Annotated in this window: 14 protein-coding genes, 3 tRNA genes and 1 pseudogene; 1 reads left to right on the top strand and 17 read right to left on the bottom strand. The window is 71.2% G+C overall.

The window, feature by feature from the left end; translation table 11 throughout:
* Nucleotides 1-171: 171 nt before the first annotated feature.
* The 4 genes from FM076_RS24100 to leuC form a co-directional block, all read right to left on the bottom strand.
* The gene (locus FM076_RS24100; RefSeq protein WP_173873023.1) at nucleotides 172-807 is read right to left on the bottom strand and encodes an HU family DNA-binding protein; all 636 of its coding nucleotides are present in this window, start codon (nucleotides 805-807) and stop codon (nucleotides 172-174) included.
* A gap of 125 nt (nucleotides 808-932) precedes the next feature.
* Entirely contained in the window at nucleotides 933-1,187 is a 255-nt protein-coding gene (locus FM076_RS24095; protein ID WP_173873022.1) for a hypothetical protein, read from the bottom strand.
* 298 nt (nucleotides 1,188-1,485) lie between these two features.
* Complete coding sequence (gene leuD / locus FM076_RS24090) at nucleotides 1,486-2,079, bottom strand: 3-isopropylmalate dehydratase small subunit (protein WP_173873021.1); 594 nt, start codon at nucleotides 2,077-2,079, stop codon at nucleotides 1,486-1,488.
* Nucleotides 2,080-2,119: 40 nt separating this feature from the next.
* The gene (gene leuC / locus FM076_RS24085; RefSeq protein WP_173873020.1) at nucleotides 2,120-3,544 is read right to left on the bottom strand and encodes a 3-isopropylmalate dehydratase large subunit; all 1,425 of its coding nucleotides are present in this window, start codon (nucleotides 3,542-3,544) and stop codon (nucleotides 2,120-2,122) included.
* A gap of 166 nt (nucleotides 3,545-3,710) precedes the next feature.
* Between leuC and ndgR the strand changes: the two genes are divergently transcribed.
* Complete coding sequence (gene ndgR, locus FM076_RS24080) at nucleotides 3,711-4,427, top strand: IclR family transcriptional regulator NdgR (RefSeq protein ID WP_173873019.1); 717 nt, start codon at nucleotides 3,711-3,713, stop codon at nucleotides 4,425-4,427.
* Nucleotides 4,428-4,663: 236 nt separating this feature from the next.
* Here the strand turns inward: ndgR and FM076_RS24075 are convergent.
* The 13 genes and pseudogenes from FM076_RS24075 to FM076_RS24015 all read right to left on the bottom strand — a co-directional run.
* Nucleotides 4,664-4,736 (bottom strand) — tRNA-Glu (locus FM076_RS24075).
* A gap of 34 nt (nucleotides 4,737-4,770) precedes the next feature.
* Nucleotides 4,771-4,843 (bottom strand) — tRNA-Glu (locus FM076_RS24070).
* A 48-nt stretch (nucleotides 4,844-4,891) separates the two neighbouring features.
* Nucleotides 4,892-4,963 (bottom strand) — tRNA-Gln (locus FM076_RS24065).
* Nucleotides 4,964-5,197: 234 nt separating this feature from the next.
* The gene (gene gltX, locus FM076_RS24060; RefSeq protein WP_173873018.1) at nucleotides 5,198-6,694 is read right to left on the bottom strand and encodes a glutamate--tRNA ligase; all 1,497 of its coding nucleotides are present in this window, start codon (nucleotides 6,692-6,694) and stop codon (nucleotides 5,198-5,200) included.
* On the bottom strand, nucleotides 6,687-7,469 hold the full coding sequence (locus tag FM076_RS24055) for a fumarylacetoacetate hydrolase family protein (RefSeq protein ID WP_173873017.1): 783 nt from the start codon (nucleotides 7,467-7,469) through the stop codon (nucleotides 6,687-6,689). The genes gltX and FM076_RS24055 overlap by 8 nt, the downstream gene beginning before the upstream one ends.
* A gap of 143 nt (nucleotides 7,470-7,612) precedes the next feature.
* Nucleotides 7,613-8,209 carry a GTP-binding protein gene (locus FM076_RS24050; protein ID WP_079035522.1) on the bottom strand — a complete coding sequence of 199 codons (597 nt, stop codon included), beginning with the start codon at nucleotides 8,207-8,209 and terminating at the stop codon, nucleotides 7,613-7,615.
* Entirely contained in the window at nucleotides 8,190-8,951 is a 762-nt protein-coding gene (locus tag FM076_RS24045) for a DUF742 domain-containing protein (protein WP_173873016.1), read from the bottom strand. The genes FM076_RS24050 and FM076_RS24045 overlap by 20 nt, the downstream gene beginning before the upstream one ends.
* A 94-nt stretch (nucleotides 8,952-9,045) precedes the next feature.
* On the bottom strand, nucleotides 9,046-9,459 hold the full coding sequence (locus FM076_RS24040) for a roadblock/LC7 domain-containing protein (RefSeq protein WP_037792627.1): 414 nt from the start codon (nucleotides 9,457-9,459) through the stop codon (nucleotides 9,046-9,048).
* 10 nt (nucleotides 9,460-9,469) lie between these two features.
* Nucleotides 9,470-12,586, bottom strand: coding sequence for a nitrate- and nitrite sensing domain-containing protein (locus FM076_RS24035; RefSeq protein ID WP_173873015.1), 3,117 nt, complete (start codon nucleotides 12,584-12,586; stop codon nucleotides 9,470-9,472).
* 342 nt (nucleotides 12,587-12,928) lie between these two features.
* On the bottom strand, nucleotides 12,929-13,531 hold the full coding sequence (locus FM076_RS24030) for a GTP-binding protein (RefSeq protein WP_428814995.1): 603 nt from the start codon (nucleotides 13,529-13,531) through the stop codon (nucleotides 12,929-12,931).
* A 49-nt stretch (nucleotides 13,532-13,580) separates the two neighbouring features.
* Nucleotides 13,581-13,994 (bottom strand): DUF742 domain-containing protein, encoded by a 414-nt coding sequence (locus FM076_RS24025; protein WP_173873013.1) that lies wholly within the window; start codon nucleotides 13,992-13,994, stop codon nucleotides 13,581-13,583.
* Between the two features lie 76 nt (nucleotides 13,995-14,070).
* Nucleotides 14,071-14,484 carry a roadblock/LC7 domain-containing protein gene (locus FM076_RS24020; protein WP_031026030.1) on the bottom strand — a complete coding sequence of 138 codons (414 nt, stop codon included), beginning with the start codon at nucleotides 14,482-14,484 and terminating at the stop codon, nucleotides 14,071-14,073.
* A gap of 9 nt (nucleotides 14,485-14,493) precedes the next feature.
* A pseudogene (locus tag FM076_RS24015) lies at nucleotides 14,494-15,204 on the bottom strand (histidine kinase); the annotation flags it as partial.
* Nucleotides 15,205-16,240: the final 1,036 nt, after the last annotated feature.

Below are 16,240 nucleotides of genomic sequence, written 5' to 3'. Positions count from 1 at the left end.
GACGGGGCCCGGAACGGCCGCGGGCCGGGCTCCCCCGAGGGAGCCCGGCCCGGCGTTGCCGACGCGGCGAAGTGCCGCTGGATCCGCTCCCCGGGGCCCTGAATCCGGAGAGGGATCGTTTCGCCCCGCGATGGGCGGGGCGGCGGAGAGCGGTGCCCGCCTCCGCGTCCGTTACCGCCTGCGCGACGTGGTCTTCTTGGCGGTGGTCTTGCGCGCGGCCGTCTTGCGCGCGGGAGCCTTCTTGGCGGTGCTCTTCTTCGCCGGGGCCTTCTTGGCCGTGGTGGTCTTGGCCGCCGGGGCCTTCTTGGCGGTGGTCTTCTTCGCCGCCGGCGCCTTCTTCGCCGTGGTCTTGGCCGGGGCCTTCTTGGCGGTGGTGGTCTTCTTGGCCGCCGGCGCCTTCTTGGCGGTGGTCTTCTTCGCGGCCGTCTTCTTGGCGCCGGCCTTCTTGGCGGTGGCCTTCTTGGTGGCCGTGCCGCCGGAAAGGCTGCCCTTGGGGGCCTTCTTGACCGCGACATCGTTCTTCGGGAGCTTCTTGGCCCCGCTCACCAGGTCCTTGAAGCCCGCACCGGCGCGGAAGCGCGGCACCGAGGTCTTCTTCACCCGGACCCGCTCACCGGTCTGGGGGTTACGGGCGTAACGGGCGGGACGGTCGACCTTCTCGAAAGAGCCGAAGCCGGTGACCGAAACCCGCTCACCGGCGACAACCGCACGAACGATCGCATCCAGCACCACATCGACCGCTTTCGCGGCGTCCTGGCGTCCACCGAGATCATCTTGGATTGCTTCAACGAGCTGCGCCTTGTTCACGTCTTCCCCTTCGGAGACATTGCCTGGAACGAATGTGTTCAGCTTTTTCGCACGTTAGGCAGATATATACCGCAAATCAAACACGAAACGGGCGAATCACCCTTGTGTCGCAACGAACTCGCCCGTCACGGAGTTCCGTCCGCGCACACGCCCCCCTGCCCCGGGGCGGAACACCCCTCGTCGACGTCGGCCATCAGACGCTCCAGGCGCCGTTCCGCGTCGGCGAGATCGTGCTTGGAAGCCGCGGTGATGACGAGCAGCTTCCGGGTCAGCGCGACCCGTGCACTCTGTGGGATTTGCGGGGAGCGCACCCGGGAGTGCGCTTCCTTGAGTCGGGCGGCGAGTCGGTCGTAGAGCTCCAGTTGACCGTCGCGTTCCATGCGGTGATTGTGCCATCTGGGGTGAGTTGTCGCTTCCAGCGGGTCAGCGTAGGGCGGGAACGGACGAGGTGTGGGCCCCAACTCGGCTGGGCAGAGCCCGTGTTGGCACCTCGCGCTGGGTGGAGCTGGCGCGTCGCGAACGGCACTGTTCCTTAGTGCGACAGGAGCCGTCGTCAAGACTAATTCACGTCATTCGGCAACGCACGCGCCACGGCCCGCGGGTCCCCGCACAGCAACGCGCCCCCGCCGGATGCGGCGGGGGCGCGAGGGGTCTGGTTCCAGCGGGGCTCGGCCCGGCTCAGGCGGCGAGCGTGCGGGGTTTGAAGGCCGGCCGGGAGCGCTCGAACTCAGCGATGGCGTCCTCGTTCTTCAGGGTGAGGCTGATGTCGTCCAGCCCCTCCAGCAGCCGCCAACGAGCGTTCTCGTCCAGCTCGAAGTCCGCCTCGACGCCCGGCGCCAGCACCTTGCGGCGCACCAGGTCCACGGTGACCTCGGCGGCCGGGTCGTCCTCCGTCAGCTTCCACAGCGCGTCCACCGTCTCCTGCGGCAGGACGACGGTGAGCAGGCCGTTCTTGAGCGAGTTGCCGCGGAAGATGTCGGCGAACCGCGAGGAGATGACGGCCTTGAAGCCGTAGTTCTGGAGCGCCCAGACGGCGTGCTCGCGGGAGGAACCGGTGCCGAAGTCGGGGCCGGCGACCAGCACCGTGGCTCCCTGGTACGCCGCCTGGTTGAGGACGAAGTCCGGGTCCTTTCGCCAGGCCTCGAACAGTCCGTCCTCGAAGCCGTCGCGGGTGACCTTCTTGAGCCAGTGCGCGGGGATGATCTGGTCGGTGTCGACATTGCTGCGGCGCAGCGGGACGGCCCGGCCGGTGTGGGTGGTGAAGGCTTCCATCTCTCGTCTCCTTGAGCTGCTGCTTGAACCCGTCGGCCCGTCAGGCGACAGCCGGTTCGCGGACGTCCGCCAGATCCGCGGGCGAGGCCAGATGGCCCAGAACCGCCGTCGCCGCCGCCACCTGGGGCGAGACCAGATGGGTGCGGCCACCCTTGCCCTGCCTGCCCTCGAAGTTGCGGTTCGAGGTGGAGGCGGCGCGCTCACCCGGCTGGAGCTGGTCGGGGTTCATGCCCAGGCACATCGAGCAGCCCGCGTGCCGCCACTCGGCGCCCGCCGTGGTGAACACCTTGTCCAGCCCCTCCTCGACGGCCTGCAGCGCGACCCGTACCGACCCGGGGACGACCAGCATCCGCACCCCGTCGGCCACCTTGCGGCCCTCCAGCACGGCGGCGGCCGAACGCAGGTCCTCGATGCGGCCGTTGGTGCAGGAGCCGACGAACACGGTGTCGACAGCGACCTCGCGCAGCGGCTGACCGGCGCTCAGGCCCATGTACTCCAGGGCCTTCTCGGCGGCCAGCCGGGCGCTGGCGTCCTGGAAGGAGGCGGGGTCGGGCACCGAAGCGGACAGCGGCGCGCCCTGGCCCGGGTTGGTACCCCAGGTGACGAAGGGCGCCAGCTCGGATGCCTCGATGACGACCTCGTGGTCGAAGACGGCGTCGTCGTCGGTGCGCAGCGTCTTCCAGTAGGCCACGGCCTCGTCCCAGTCCGCGCCCTGGGGGGCGTGCTCGCGGCCCTGGACGTAGGCGAAGGTGGTCTCGTCCGGGGCGATCATCCCGGCGCGGGCTCCCGCCTCGATGGACATGTTGCAGATGGTCATGCGGGCCTCCATCGAGAGCTTCTCGATGGCCTCGCCGCGGTACTCGATCACATAGCCCTGGCCGCCGCCGGTGCCGATCCTGGCGATGACGGCCAGGATCAGGTCCTTGGCGGTGACGTCCTCGGGCAGCTCCCCGTTGACGGTGACCGCCATCGTCTTGAACGGCGCCATCGGCAGCGTCTGGGTGGCCAGCACGTGCTCCACCTGGGAGGTGCCGATGCCGAAGGCCAGCGCGCCGAACGCCCCGTGCGTGGAGGTGTGGCTGTCGCCGCAGACCACCGTCATGCCGGGCTGGGTCAGCCCCAGCTGCGGACCGACGACGTGGACGACACCCTGCTCGACGTCACCCAGCGGGTGCAGCCGCACCCCGAAGTCCGCACAGTTCTTGCGCAGGGTCTCCAACTGGGTGCGCGAGACCGGGTCGGCGATCGGCTTGTCGATGTCGAGGGTCGGGGTGTTGTGGTCCTCGGTCGCGATGGTCAGGTCCGTGCGCCGCACGGCGCGGCCGGCCTTGCGGAGGCCGTCGAATGCCTGCGGGCTGGTCACCTCGTGGAGCAGGTGGAGATCGATGAAGAGCAGGTCCGGCTCGCCTTCCACGCGCCTGACGACGTGGTCGTCCCAGACTTTCTCCGCGAGTGTGCGTCCCATCGCTTTCCCTCCGGTCGGCAGCGCTGCCGACCACATGTTGAGATCAGTTCCACCGCCCCGGCCGACGGCCGGGGGACCCCCAGAAGCGGCGGCCGTACTTCAAGGTTGGCGGGTCGCCGGGAAAATTGAACTTGCGTTTCACACTCTGAGACGTGAGTATCGACGCATGGACAACTCTAGTGGCGTCGGTGTTCTCGACAAGGCGGCTCTCGTGCTGAGCGCTCTGGAGTCCGGTCCGGCCACCCTCGCCGGGCTGGTCTCCGCGACCGGTCTCGCGCGCCCCACGGCGCATCGGCTGGCGGTGGCACTGGAGCACCACCGCATGGTGGCCCGCGACATGCAGGGCCGTTTCATACTCGGCCCGCGGCTGGGCGAGCTGGCCGCGGCGGCGGGCGAGGACCGGCTGCTCGCGTCGGCGGGCCCTGTGCTCACCCACCTACGGGACGTGACCGGCGAGAGCGCCCAGCTCTACCGGCGCCAGGGCGACATGCGCATCTGCGTCGCCGCCGCCGAGCGCCTCTCGGGCCTGCGCGACACCGTGCCGGTCGGCTCCACCCTGCCCATGAAGGCGGGCTCCGCGGCCCAGATCCTGATGGCCTGGGAGGAGCCCGAGCGCCTGCACCGCGGCCTGCAGGGCGCCCGGTTCACCGCGACCGCGCTGTCCGGTGTACGGCGCCGGGGCTGGGCCCAGTCGATCGGTGAGCGCGAGCCGGGCGTCGCCTCCGTCTCCGCGCCCGTTCGCGGCCCCTCCAACCGCGTGGTGGCCGCCGTCTCCGTCTCCGGCCCGATCGAGCGGCTGACCCGCCACCCGGGCCGGATGCACGCCCAGGCCATCGTGGACGCGGCGGCCCGCCTCAGCGAGGCGCTCCGGCGCCCCTCCTGAGGAGTGCGCCCTCCACCACTCCCGGTGGCGGCCGCCCCACGGAACACCACCGGCGCGGACGCGCGGGCCGGGTACACGCCGGACGGTGCGGAATGTGCGGACCGCGCGGAAAACCACCTGCGGTTTCCGCACGTTCCGTCGCGCGCCCTCGCCCGCGTACGCCTTCTCCCGCGCGGGAGGGGCGCCCGGCACACGACTGAGCCCCGCACCACAGGTGCGGGGCTCAGTGGATCGAGTACCCCCGACCGGATTCGAACCGGCGCTACCGCCTTGAGAGGGCGGCGTGCTAGGCCGCTACACAACGGGGGCCCTCTGGTGATCCCGGCCTGACGGACGGAATCCGTACCCCCGACCGGATTCGAACCGGCGCTACCGCCTTGAGAGGGCGGCGTGCTAGGCCGCTACACAACGGGGGCATCGATCTCGCGAGACATGAACAGTCCTGAACAGAATCGCAGATCTTGCTGGGGTACCAGGACTCGAACCTAGACTAACTGAACCAGAATCAGTCGTGCTGCCAATTACACCATACCCCACCGAAACGCAACCCCCAGTGGGGATTTTGTTTGGGTGGCCGCCTCCGGTTCCGGCCCTTTCGGCCCGCCCCGTCCGGCGACAGGAAGAACATTACCTGATCGAGGACCGTGCTCCAAAACGGGTTACCGCCGCCGGCGCCGGCCCTCCCGGACGCGGCGGCCGGGCCCCGGGACCGGGAAACGCCGAGGGCCCCGAGGCGTGCCTCGGGGCCCTCGTGGCGCGTGCGGAGCCGGTCAGGAAGCCGGCCCCGCCAGCTCGGTCAGGGCCGCGTCGACACGGGCCAGCGTACGGTCCTTGCCCAGGACCTGGAGGGACTCGAAGAGGGGCAGGCCGACGGTGCGGCCGGTGACGGCCACCCGGACCGGCGCCTGGGCCTTGCCGAGCTTGAGGCCGTGCTCCTCGCCGGCGGCCAGGACGGCCTCCTTGAGGGAGTCGGGCGAGGACCAGTCGGCGGCCTCCAGCTTGGCGCGGGCCGTGCGCAGCAGCGCGTCCGAACCCTCCTTCATCGCCTTCTGCCAGGACTTCTCGTCCCGGACCGGCTCGCCCAGGAAGAGGAAGTCCACGTTCGGCGTGATGTCGGACAGGACCGTCAGCCGGGTCTGGGCGAGCGGCGCCAGCTCCTCGAAGGCGGCCCGGGAGAAGTTCTCCTCGGGCCAGGGGGCGTACGGGGCCCTCAGCCACGGCTCGCAGGCGTCGATGAAGTCCTTCAGCGGCATCTCGCGCAGGTGCGTGGCGTTGATGGCCTCGCACTTCTTCAGGTCGAAGCGCGCCGGGTTGCCGTTGACCTCGTGGATGTCGAAGGCGGCGACCATCTCGTCCAGCGAGAAGATGTCCCGGTCCTCGGCGATCGACCAGCCGAGCAGCGAGAGGTAGTTGAGGAGCCCCTCGGGGAGGAAACCGCGCTCCCGGTAGAGGTTGAGGGAGGACTGCGGGTCGCGCTTGGAGAGCTTCTTGTTGCCCTCCCCCATCACGTACGGCAGATGGCCGAACTCGGGGATGCGCTGGGCGAGGCCCAGTTCGATGAGCGCCTTGTAGAGGGCGATCTGCCGCGGGGTGGAGGAGAGCAGGTCCTCGCCGCGCAGCACGTGCGTGATGTCCATCAGCGCGTCGTCGACCGGGTTGACGAGCGTGTAGAGCGGGGCGCCGTTCGCGCGGAGGATGCCGTAGTCGGTCACGTTCTCCGGCTGGAAGGTGATCTCGCCGCGGACCAGGTCCGTGAAGGTGATCGGCTCGTCCGGCATCCGGAAGCGGACGACGTGGCTGCGGCCCTCGGCCTCGTACGCGGCGATCCGCTCACCGGTCAGATCGCGGCACTTCCCGTCGTACCCGGAGGGCCGGCCCTCCTTGCGGGCCTGCTCGCGGCGCTGCTCCAGCTCCTCGGCGGTGCAGTAGCAGGGGTAGGCGTAGCCGCCGTCCAGCAGCTTGCGCGCGACGTCCGCGTAGATGTCCGACCGCTGGGACTGGCGGTAGGGGGCGTGCGGGCCGCCCACCTCGGGGCCCTCGTCCCAGTCGAGGCCCAGCCAGCGCATCGCGTCCAGCAGCTGCTGGTAGGACTCCTCCGAGTCGCGGGCCGCGTCGGTGTCCTCGATGCGGAAGACCAGGGTGCCGCCGGTGTGCCGGGCGTACGCCCAGTTGAACAGGGCGGTGCGGACCAGGCCCACGTGGGGGTTGCCGGTCGGGGAGGGACAGAAACGTACGCGGACGCCGGGGTCCGCGGTCGCGTTAGTCACGCTTGATCACCTTGTTGGTGAGAGTGCCGATTCCTTCGATGGTGACGGCGACCTCGTCGCCGACGTTGAGGGGGCCGACGCCCGCGGGGGTGCCGGTGAGGATGACGTCGCCGGGCAGGAGGGTCATCGCCTCCGTGATGTGGACGATCAGCTCCTCGACGGACCTGACCATCTCGCTGGTCCGGCCGAGCTGCCGCTGCTCGCCGTTGACCGTGCACATGAGGGCGAGGTCGGCGGCGTCCAGCTCGGTCTCCGTCCAGGGGCCGAGCGGGCAGGAGCCGTCGAAGCCCTTGGCCCGGGCCCACTGCTTCTCCGTACGCTGGACGTCACGCGCCGTGATGTCGTTGGCGCAGGTGTACCCGAGGATGACGTCCTTGGCGCGTTCGCGCGGTACGTCCTTGCACATGCGGCCGATGACCACGGCCAGCTCCGCCTCGTGGTGCAGCTCCTTCGAGAAGGCCGGGTACGCGACCGGGTCGCCCGGGCCGATCACCGAGGTGGAGGGCTTGAAGAACGTGACGGGCACCTCGTCGACCTCGTTGCCCAGCTCGCGGGCGTGCTCGGCGTAGTTGCGGCCGATCGCCACCACCTTGTTGGGGAGGGTGGGCGGGAGCAGGCGGACCTTGCTCAGCGGGAGCTTCCGTCCGGTGCGCTCGAACTCGGCGAAGGGGTGGCCCTTGATGATGTCGAGGACAGGGCCCTGGGGGGAGGAGGGCTCGCCTTCCACGACGCCGAAACCGACGGTTCCGTCCAGGGAGAATCTCGCGATGCGCACGGGGGTCCTTCTCGGCAGGCTTGCTTGTTCCGGGCTCGCCCAGCGTATGCCACGCCCCGCGCGGGGCGGGGCCGGGTTTGCCCCCGCCCCGCACCGTCCCGCCCCGCTCGTCCCCCTCCGCGCCCCGCCCGGACCGGCCCGGGCTAGCGCAGCCGTGCCATCAGCGCGTGTTCCACCAGTGTGATCAGGGCGCTCTTGGCGTCCGCCCGGTGGCGTGCGTCGGTGGTGATGATCGGGGCGTCGGGCCCGATCTGGAGGGCTTCGCGGACCTCTTCGGGCGAGTAGGGCTGGTGCCCGTCGAAGCCGTTGAGCGCGATGACGAACGGCAGCCCGCTGTTCTCGAAGTAGTCCACCGCGGGGAAGCAGTCCGCCAGCCGCCGGGTGTCCACCAGCACCACCGCGCCGATGGCACCGCGCACCAGGTCGTCCCACATGAACCAGAACCGGTCCTGGCCCGGCGTACCGAACAGGTACAGGATCAGGTCCTGGTCCAGGGTGATGCGGCCGAAGTCCATGGCCACCGTGGTGGTGGTCTTGTCCGCGGTGTGCGTGAGGTCGTCGATACCGGCCGAGGCGGAGGTCATCACGGCCTCTGTGCGCAGCGGGTTGATCTCCGAGACCGCACCGACGAAGGTCGTCTTGCCCACGCCGAAACCGCCGGCCACCACGATCTTCGCGGAGGTCGTCGAACGGGCTGTCGTACCCCCGACGGGCCCGGCGCTAGAGCTTCCGAAGTCCACTGAGCACCCTTTCGAGCAGTGTCACGTCTGGCTGGCCGTCGGCGGTGGTCTCGTCGCCACCGGGCTGGTGGATGGCCACCAGCCCGGCTTCGGCCAGGTCGGCGACGAGAATCCGGGCGACGCCGAGCGGGATGGTCAGGAGTGCCGAGATCTCGGCGACCGACTTGATCTCGTAGCACAGTCGGCAGATCCGCTGGTGCTCCGGGAGCTGGCCCTGGAGCTGGGAGGAGTCTGCCGTGGTGTGCACCAGTGCCTCGATGGCGAGCTGGTAGCGGGGACGGGTCCGGCCACCCGTCATGGCGTACGGACGCACCAGCGGCTGCTGCGGGGGCGGGGAGTGCTCGCTGCCGCGTCGTTGTGCGGCCGGCGTCTCACCGTGCGTGGGCTGCACCGGCTGGATGCGGGTCTGCTGGGGCTGCCGCAGCGGCTGCTGGTACTGGGGGTGCTGCTGCGGCTGTCCCCCCTGTTCCGGCGGCTCGCCCTGCTGGAGGTGGTGCCCCTGATGGGGGTGCCCCTGCTGGGACCGGGTCCCGTACGGCTGCTGCGGCTGCGCCGGATGGGGCGGCTGCTGCCCGTGCGGGTGACCCGTCGGCCGCTGGACGTGCTCGCTGGGCGCCGAAGGAAAGTTGAAACGGTTCAGGAACGGTGCGTCCCCGCCCGGGGCCGCGGCCGACTGGACGTCCTGTGGCTGGTCGGTATGACCACTGCCGTACGACGACGGACCTCCTGGGGGCGTTGCCACGTTTCCTCCTCCGACTCACGGACATACGGCCGTTGTGTTCACGGCACCTTATGGTGCCCGGACGCGTTGCGCACGGCCGCTGGACAGTTGTGCCCTAGTTGAGAAGACTGCCCTGAAGTTCCGCCCGCAGGTCCGGGGTGAGCACCCCGCCCGCACGGTCGACCAGCAACGCCATCTCGTAGCCCACCAGGCCGATGTCGGCCTCCGGGTGGGCGAGGACGGCGAGCGAGGACCCGTCGGAGATGGCCATGATGAAGAGGAACCCGCGCTCCATCTCCACCACGGTCTGGTTGACCACACCGCCTTCGAAGATGCGCGACGCACCCGAGGTCAGGGAGGTGAGCCCCGAGGCGACCGCCGCCAGTTGATCGGCACGGTCCCGGGGAAAGCCCTCGGACATCGCGAGCAGAAGTCCGTCGGCGGAGACCACCACCGTGTGGGAGACACCGGGGGTGTTCTCCACGAAGTTGGTGATCAACCAGTTCAGGTTCTGCGCCGCCTGGCTCATCGGGCTCACACTAACGCTCCTGATCGTAGGTGCTGCCGGGGCCGAAGCCCTGTCGGTCATTCCGGTTGCTCTGGTCGCTGTGGTCGCTGTGGCCGCCGTCGCCCGCCGTACGCCCCTGGCGGACGCCTCGGTGCAGGTTGCTCAGCCTGCCGCGCACGGCCTCAGGCGTGCGGGAGACCGCGGGCCCGCCCCGCTCGCTCTCCTCCGCGGCGCCGGCGACCAGGTTGGCCCTGGGCACCCGCCGCGGCAGTCCGGACGAGGTGACGCCGCCCGCCTGCGGGGCGCGCAACTGGCCCGCCCTGTCCCAGCGTTCGTCGTTCTCATTCCGCCGGTGTGTTCCGGTTCCCTCCTGCGACGGCTGCCGTCCGCCCTCCTCGGAGGGGGCCGGCAGGCCCGCTTCCGAGTCCTGGCGCTGCGCACCCAACTCCCCGTCCCGCTGCGATCGCGCCCGCTCACGACGCGGCAGACCCGCGTCCGTGGTGGTGCGACCGCTGCCCGGAAGGGAAGCCGGACGGTCGAAGCCTACGCGTTCGACATCCCCCTCGGGAACGCCGGAAGCGGATTCCATTTGCGGCTGCGGAGCAGCGTACTCGCCCGCGTGCGCGGGCAGTTGGGGCTGGACGGGCTGCTGCGCGTAGGTGTCCGCACCGGCCGCGGGCCCCTCGTGGGGCCGGGTGGGACCGGAGCCGTAGGGCCGGCCGTACCGCCCGTACCCGTGCTGCTGTCCCTGGCCGCCCGTGTACTGCTGTGCGGCGATCTCCCCGGTGGACTCGTGGCCCTGCGGATAGCCGCCGCCCTGCTCCCAGCCGCCGCCCGGCAGGCCGTACGGGTCCCGGGGCTGCGGCTCGTACGGCGCGCCCTGCGGGGAGTAGGGGCCCTGCGGCTGCTGGGAGGAGGGGTCCTGCGGCTGCTGGGGGGTGGCGGGCCGCGGACCGCCGGGGTGTTCGGGCACGATCCGGGAGACGGTGAAGTCCTCCTCGGGCCCCTCCTCCCCTCCCCCGCCGTGGGTGATCGCGTCGGGCAGCATCACCAGCGAGGTCGTCCCGGCCTGCTCGCCGGAGGGCCGCAGCTGGACGCGGATCCCGTGCCGGTCGGCCAGCCGGCCGACCACGAACAGCCCCATGCGCTGGGAGACGGCGGCGTCCACGGTGGGCGGGTTGGCGAGCTTGTGGTTGATGTCCGCGAAGTCCTCGGCGGTCAGCCCGATGCCCTTGTCGTGGATCTCGACCATCATCCGGCCGTCCGGCAGCCGGGTCGCCGTCACCCGCACCTTGCTCCGCGGGGACGAGAAGGAGGCCGCGTTCTCCAGCAGCTCGGCGAGCAGGTGCACGAGGTCGTTGACGACCTGACCGTGGATCTCCGTCTCAGGGATGCCGCTGATCTCGATGCGGTCGTAGTGCTCCACCTCGGAGGCGGCGGCCCGCAGGATGTCCACCAGCGGCACCGGCTCCGTCCACCGGCGGCCCGGCTCCTCACCGGCGAGCACCAGCAGGTTCTCGCCGTTGCGGCGCATACGGGTGGCCAGGTGGTCCATCCGGAACAGCTTCTCCAGCTGGTCCGGATCCGCCTCGCTGTTCTCCATCTCCGTCACCAGCTCCAGCTGGCGCTCGATGAGGCCCTGGTTGCGGCGCGAGAGGTTGGTGAAGATCGCATTGACGTTTCCGCGCAGCATGGCCTGCTCGGAGGCGAGCCGTACGGCCTCGCGGTGCACCTGGTCGAAGGCGCGGGCCACCTCGCCGATCTCGTCCCGTGTGGTGATCGGGATGGGCTGGACGCGGGTGTCCACGCGGCCCGGTTCGGTCCGCGACAGCTGGTCCACCAGCATCGGCAGCCGCTGCTGGGCCACATCGAAGGCGGCGGTCCGCAGGTTGCGCATGCTCAGGCTCATCGAGCGGGCGATCCGGCCGGCCACGACGAAGGCGAGCAGCAGGGCGACCAGCACGATCACGGAGTTGACGATCGCGTCGCGGCGGGCGTCGGCGGCGATCTCCTCCGTCTCCTGGACGGCACCGCGGGTCAGCTGCGACTCGACGGCCCGGTAGGCGTCGAAGGTGGCGGTGGAGGTCGCGAACCAGCTCTTCGCGGTGATGCCCTTGGCGCGCAGCTCACGGGGGCTCGCACCGGAACCGATGGCCTTCACCATCTTGTCCATGGAAGGCGGCGCGACGAACTTCTCCCCCTTGTCCTGGGCGTCCTCCCGGGCCTGCTCGATCCGCTTGCGGCCGGCCTCCTCGGCCCGGTCCGCCTCCTCCTGGAGCAGCCGCACGTCCTCGGGGCGGCCGCCGGAGGTGTACTCGCCCAGCGCGATGCGCTCCAGGTAGTGGTACGAGGCCAGCGCGGTGAGCTGTGCCTCCTTGTCCTTGGCGGAGGGGCCGGCATCGACCAGCAGGTGGGTGCCCAGCGACCGCTGGAGGGACTCGGCGGCCTTGGCCAGTGAGACCGCGTAGACGGTGCGGCCGTAGGAGGTGACGTTGCCGGTGCCCAGGCCCAGTTCGTTGGCGAACTCCATCAGCGGGTGCTGGACCTCGACGTAGCCCTCCTCGGTCTCCACCCCGTGGGTGTCCTTGGAGAACGCGGAGGTGCGCAGGGCCGGGAGCCGGGGCTCGACCTTCTCGAACGCGGCGAGCCGGCGCTTGAGACCGGGGTTGTCCGGCAGATGGGAGGCCGCTTCCTTGAACCTCTTGGCGGCGGCGTCGGTGGCGTCGCGGGCCTTCTTGACCTCGGGGTCGTTCCGCTCGCCCTTCAGCAGCGGCTCGGCGCTGCGGTCGCGCTCGTCGATGAGGGCCGTGCCGTACTGGGCCGCCGCCTCGACGAGTTCGGCCGTACGCTGGGCCTCCTTGGCGTCCTGCCAGGCGGAGATGTCCGACTCGACCTTGAATCCGCCGAAGACGAGGGCGACGAGCACGGGTATCAGCAGGATCGCGTTCAGCCGCGTGGGGACGCGCCAGTTGCGCGCCGACCACCGGCTGCCGCCGCCGGTGGCGGGCACCGGCCGCGACGGCGAACCCTGCGGGCCGCGCGGCGTGGCGGCACGCGGCGGCGTGAAGTTGCCCCTCGCCTCCGTGGCGCCGCCCCGTCCGGACCCCCTGGCCTCCGGGCCCGACGTACCCCTGGTCGTTCGCCTCACTCGACTTCTCACCTCTCGGCGTGCGGCGCCCTCACGACACCTGCGCCTGCACTACTGCTGAGTTCAGGGAATTCCAGCACGTCAGGGCCGCCGGTTCCAAACACCTGGCGGATTACGGAGGGCGAGGAAAGCCACGCCGAGCGGCCAGCAGAAAAACGGGCATTGTGGCCGTGCGACGGCAAATGGCCCGGGATTCGTACGCAGAGTGAGACGTTCCGCGCGCCCGGCGTGGTCAGGTGGGCGTTTTTCTCTGTCGAAACGTTATGAACGTGAGGCCGTGACGATTCCCGTAAATGGCGAAAAACACAGCTTGGCGTGCGGCGCCGTGTGCGCTATCGCGCGTTACTTGAGCCGGGCCAGCAGGGCGTGTTCCACCAGCGTGATCAAGCCGCTCTTCGCCTCGGCGCGGTGGCGTGCGTCGGTGGTGATGATCGGCGTGTCCGGCCCGATCTGGAGGGCTTCGCGGACCTCTTCGGGCGAGTAGGGCTGGTGCCCGTCGAAGCCGTTGAGCGCGATGATGAAGGGCAGCCCGCTGTTCTCGAAGTAGTCCACCGCGGGGAAGCAGTCCGCCAGCCGCCGGGTGTCCACCAGCACCACCGCGCCGATGGCACCGCGCACCAGGTCGTCCCACATGAACCAGAACCGGTCCTGGCCCGGCGTACCGAACAGATACAGGATCAGGTCGTCATCGAGCGTGATGCGGCCGAAGTCCATGGCCACCGTCGTGGTGGTCTTGCCCCCGGTGTGGGTCAGGTCGTCGATACCCGCGGACGCCGCCGTCATCACGGCCTCGGTGCGCAGCGGGTTGATCTCCGAGACCGCACCGACGAAGGTCGTCTTGCCCACGCCGAAACCGCCGGCCACCACGATCTTCGCGGAGGTCGTCGACCGTCCGACCGGAGACGTTCCGTACGCCTGCGGGCTCTGCTGCCCCATGGAACCCATGGGTCCCACCGGCGGGGCCGGCTGCCGCGCCGCCGGGTCCATCTGCGGGCTAGAGCTTACGAAGTCCACTGAGCACCCTTTCCAGCAACGTCACGTCGGGGGCGCCGCCCGGGTCCGAGGCGCTGCCGGGCTGGTGGATGGCCACCATGCCGGCCTCGGCGAGGTCGGCGACGAGAATACGGGCCACCCCCAGCGGGATGGCGAGCAACGCGGAGACCTCCGCGACGGATTTGACCTCCCGGCACAGGTGGCAGATCCGCTGGTGCTCCGGGAGCAGGCCCTGCAACTGCATCGGGTCCGCGTTGCTGCTCACCAGAGCCTCGATGGCGAGCTGGTAGCGGGGCCGGGTGCGGCCGCCCGTCATGGCGTACGGACGCACCAGCGGCTGGTCGCCCTCAACGCCGTACGGCGAATGGGAGTTGTACGCGCCGTACGGATCGTGCGAGGCGGGCGGCGGGGTCATGGCTCCTCCGAGCGAGGCATGGGTTCGGCGGTCGGGACGAACGGACTGTGGTGCTCAGGTGGGGGGAGCGTGATGATCAGTTGAGGATGCTTCCCTGGAGTTCCGCGCGTACGTCCGGAGTGAGTACGCTTCCCGCACGGTCCACCAACAGCGCCATCTCGTAGCCGATCAGGCCGATGTCCGCTTCGGGGTGGGCGAGGACGGCGAGCGAGGACCCGTCGGAGATGGCCATGATGAAGAGGAACCCCCGTTCCATCTCCACCACGGTCTGGTTGACCACACCGCCCTCGAAGATGCGCGACGCACCCGAGGTCAGCGAGGTGAGCCCCGAGGCGACCGCCGCCAGTTGATCGGCACGGTCCCGGGGGAAACCCTCCGACATGGCCAGAAGCAGGCCATCGGCGGAGACCACCACCGTGTGCGACACCCCGGGGGTGTTCTCCACGAAGTTGGTGATCAACCAGTTCAGATTCTGCGCAGCCTGGCTCATCGGACTCAACTAACGCTCCTGCTGATAGGTGGGGCCTGCGCCGCGGTTGTCCGGGCCCGAACCGGCCTGGCGGCCCTGCTGGACTCCGCGGCGGAGATTGGTCAGTCGGCCACGCACGTCGTCGGGCGCGCGGGAGACCTGTGGACCGGACTGTGCGGTGGACTGCTGCTGTGCGGTGCCCGCGACCAGGTTGGCGCGGGGCACGCGGCGCGGCAGACCCGAGGTGGTGACACCGCCGGCGGCGGGCTGGCGCAGCTGTTCGGCGCGGCGCCAGCGCTCGTCGTTGGGCGAGGCGCCCCAGTGGCCGCCCGGAGCGGCGGCGCCCTCCTGGGCCCGGCCGCCGTCCGCGACCGCGCCGCCGTTCTCGACCGCGCCGCCGTTCTCGGCCGCCCCGGGGGCGGGACGGCGCTGGGGCAGCGGGGGCACGGCCGCGGCCTGGCCCGGACGCGGCGAGAACGCGGGGAACGACCCGGTGCCGGTGCCGTCCGTACCGGTGCCGGTGGTGCCCTCCGGCTGGACGGAGGGTGCCGGTCCCTCCTGCCGGACCGGCAGCTCCGGCCGGCCCGGCTGGTCCGCCTGCCGCGGGACCTGCGGGGCGGGCCGGTCCGCGCCACGGAACCAGTTGGACTCCATGGAAGCGAAGATCGGAGTCGGCGCGTCCGCCGGGGCCGGGGGCCCGGAGGGTATGCCGTCGGCCAGGCCCTCGTCGGGGCGGCCGGGGTGCCCCTGCTGGGCCGGCTGCCCGGGCTGGGGGTACTCGCCCGTGCCCTCGGGCTCGTCGTGGCCGCGCGGGGTGTCCTCGTCGCCCGGCCCCGGCTCGGGGCGGGCCCAGCTGGGACGGCTCTGCGCCGGATCCTGGGGGCCGGCCGCCTGCGGAGAGGCGAACTGGCCGGTGTGGCCCGGCCCGTCCGGCCGGGGGTACTCGCCCGTGTCCGGCTGGGCGTACTCGCCGGTGTCGGCGGGGGACCCGGATTGCGGCAGGGCGAACTGCCCGGTGCCGCCCGAGGCGCCGGGCGCCTCCGGCTGCGGGTACTGCCCGGTGTCCGAGGGACCGCCCAAGGACGGCTGCGGGTACTGCCCTGTCTCCGAGGAGCCGCCCAAGGACGGCTGCGGGTACTGCCCTGTCTCCGAGGGACCGCCCAAGGACGGCTGGGCGTACTGCCCGGTGTCCGAGGGGCCGCCGGACTGCGGGAGCGCGAACTGACCCGTGGTACCCGGAGCGCCCGGGCCCTCCGGCTGCGCGTACTGGCCGGTGCCGGCGGGGCCGTCCGGGGTGATGCGCGGTATCTCACTCGTGCTGCCCGGACCCTCGGACGGCGAACCGGACCGCGCGTACGGGCCCGTCTCCGAGGGGCCGCCGGACTGCGGCAGTGCGAACTGACCCGTGGCGCCCGGGGTTCCGGGGCCCTCCGGCTGCGCGTACTGGCCCGAATCCGTCTGTCCGTCCGGAGAGAGGCGCGGTATCTCACTCGTGCTGCCCGGGCCCTCCGACGGGGAGGCAGGCCGCGCGTACTGGCCGGTCTCCGCCGGCCCGCCCGCGTCGACGCGGGGGAACTGGCCGGTGGAACCGGGGCCTTCCGGTGCGGCGTCCGCCCGCTGGGGCAGGGCGAACTGGCCGGTGGAACCGGGGGGTGTTCCCGGCTCCCGGCTGCGCGTACTGGCCGGTGTCGGCGGGGCCGTCCGGGGTGATGCGCGGTATCTCGCTCGTGCTGCCCGGACCCTCGGACGGCGAACCGGGCCGCGCGGGCCCGTCCGT

Origin of the sequence: Streptomyces albus subsp. chlorinus, from assembly GCF_013302895.1 — a bacterium.
GTDB classification, from domain to species: domain Bacteria; phylum Actinomycetota; class Actinomycetes; order Streptomycetales; family Streptomycetaceae; genus Streptomyces; species Streptomyces chlorinus.
The sequence above is the reverse complement of the archived record's forward strand: the minus strand, read 5'-3'. Positions and strand labels throughout refer to the sequence as shown.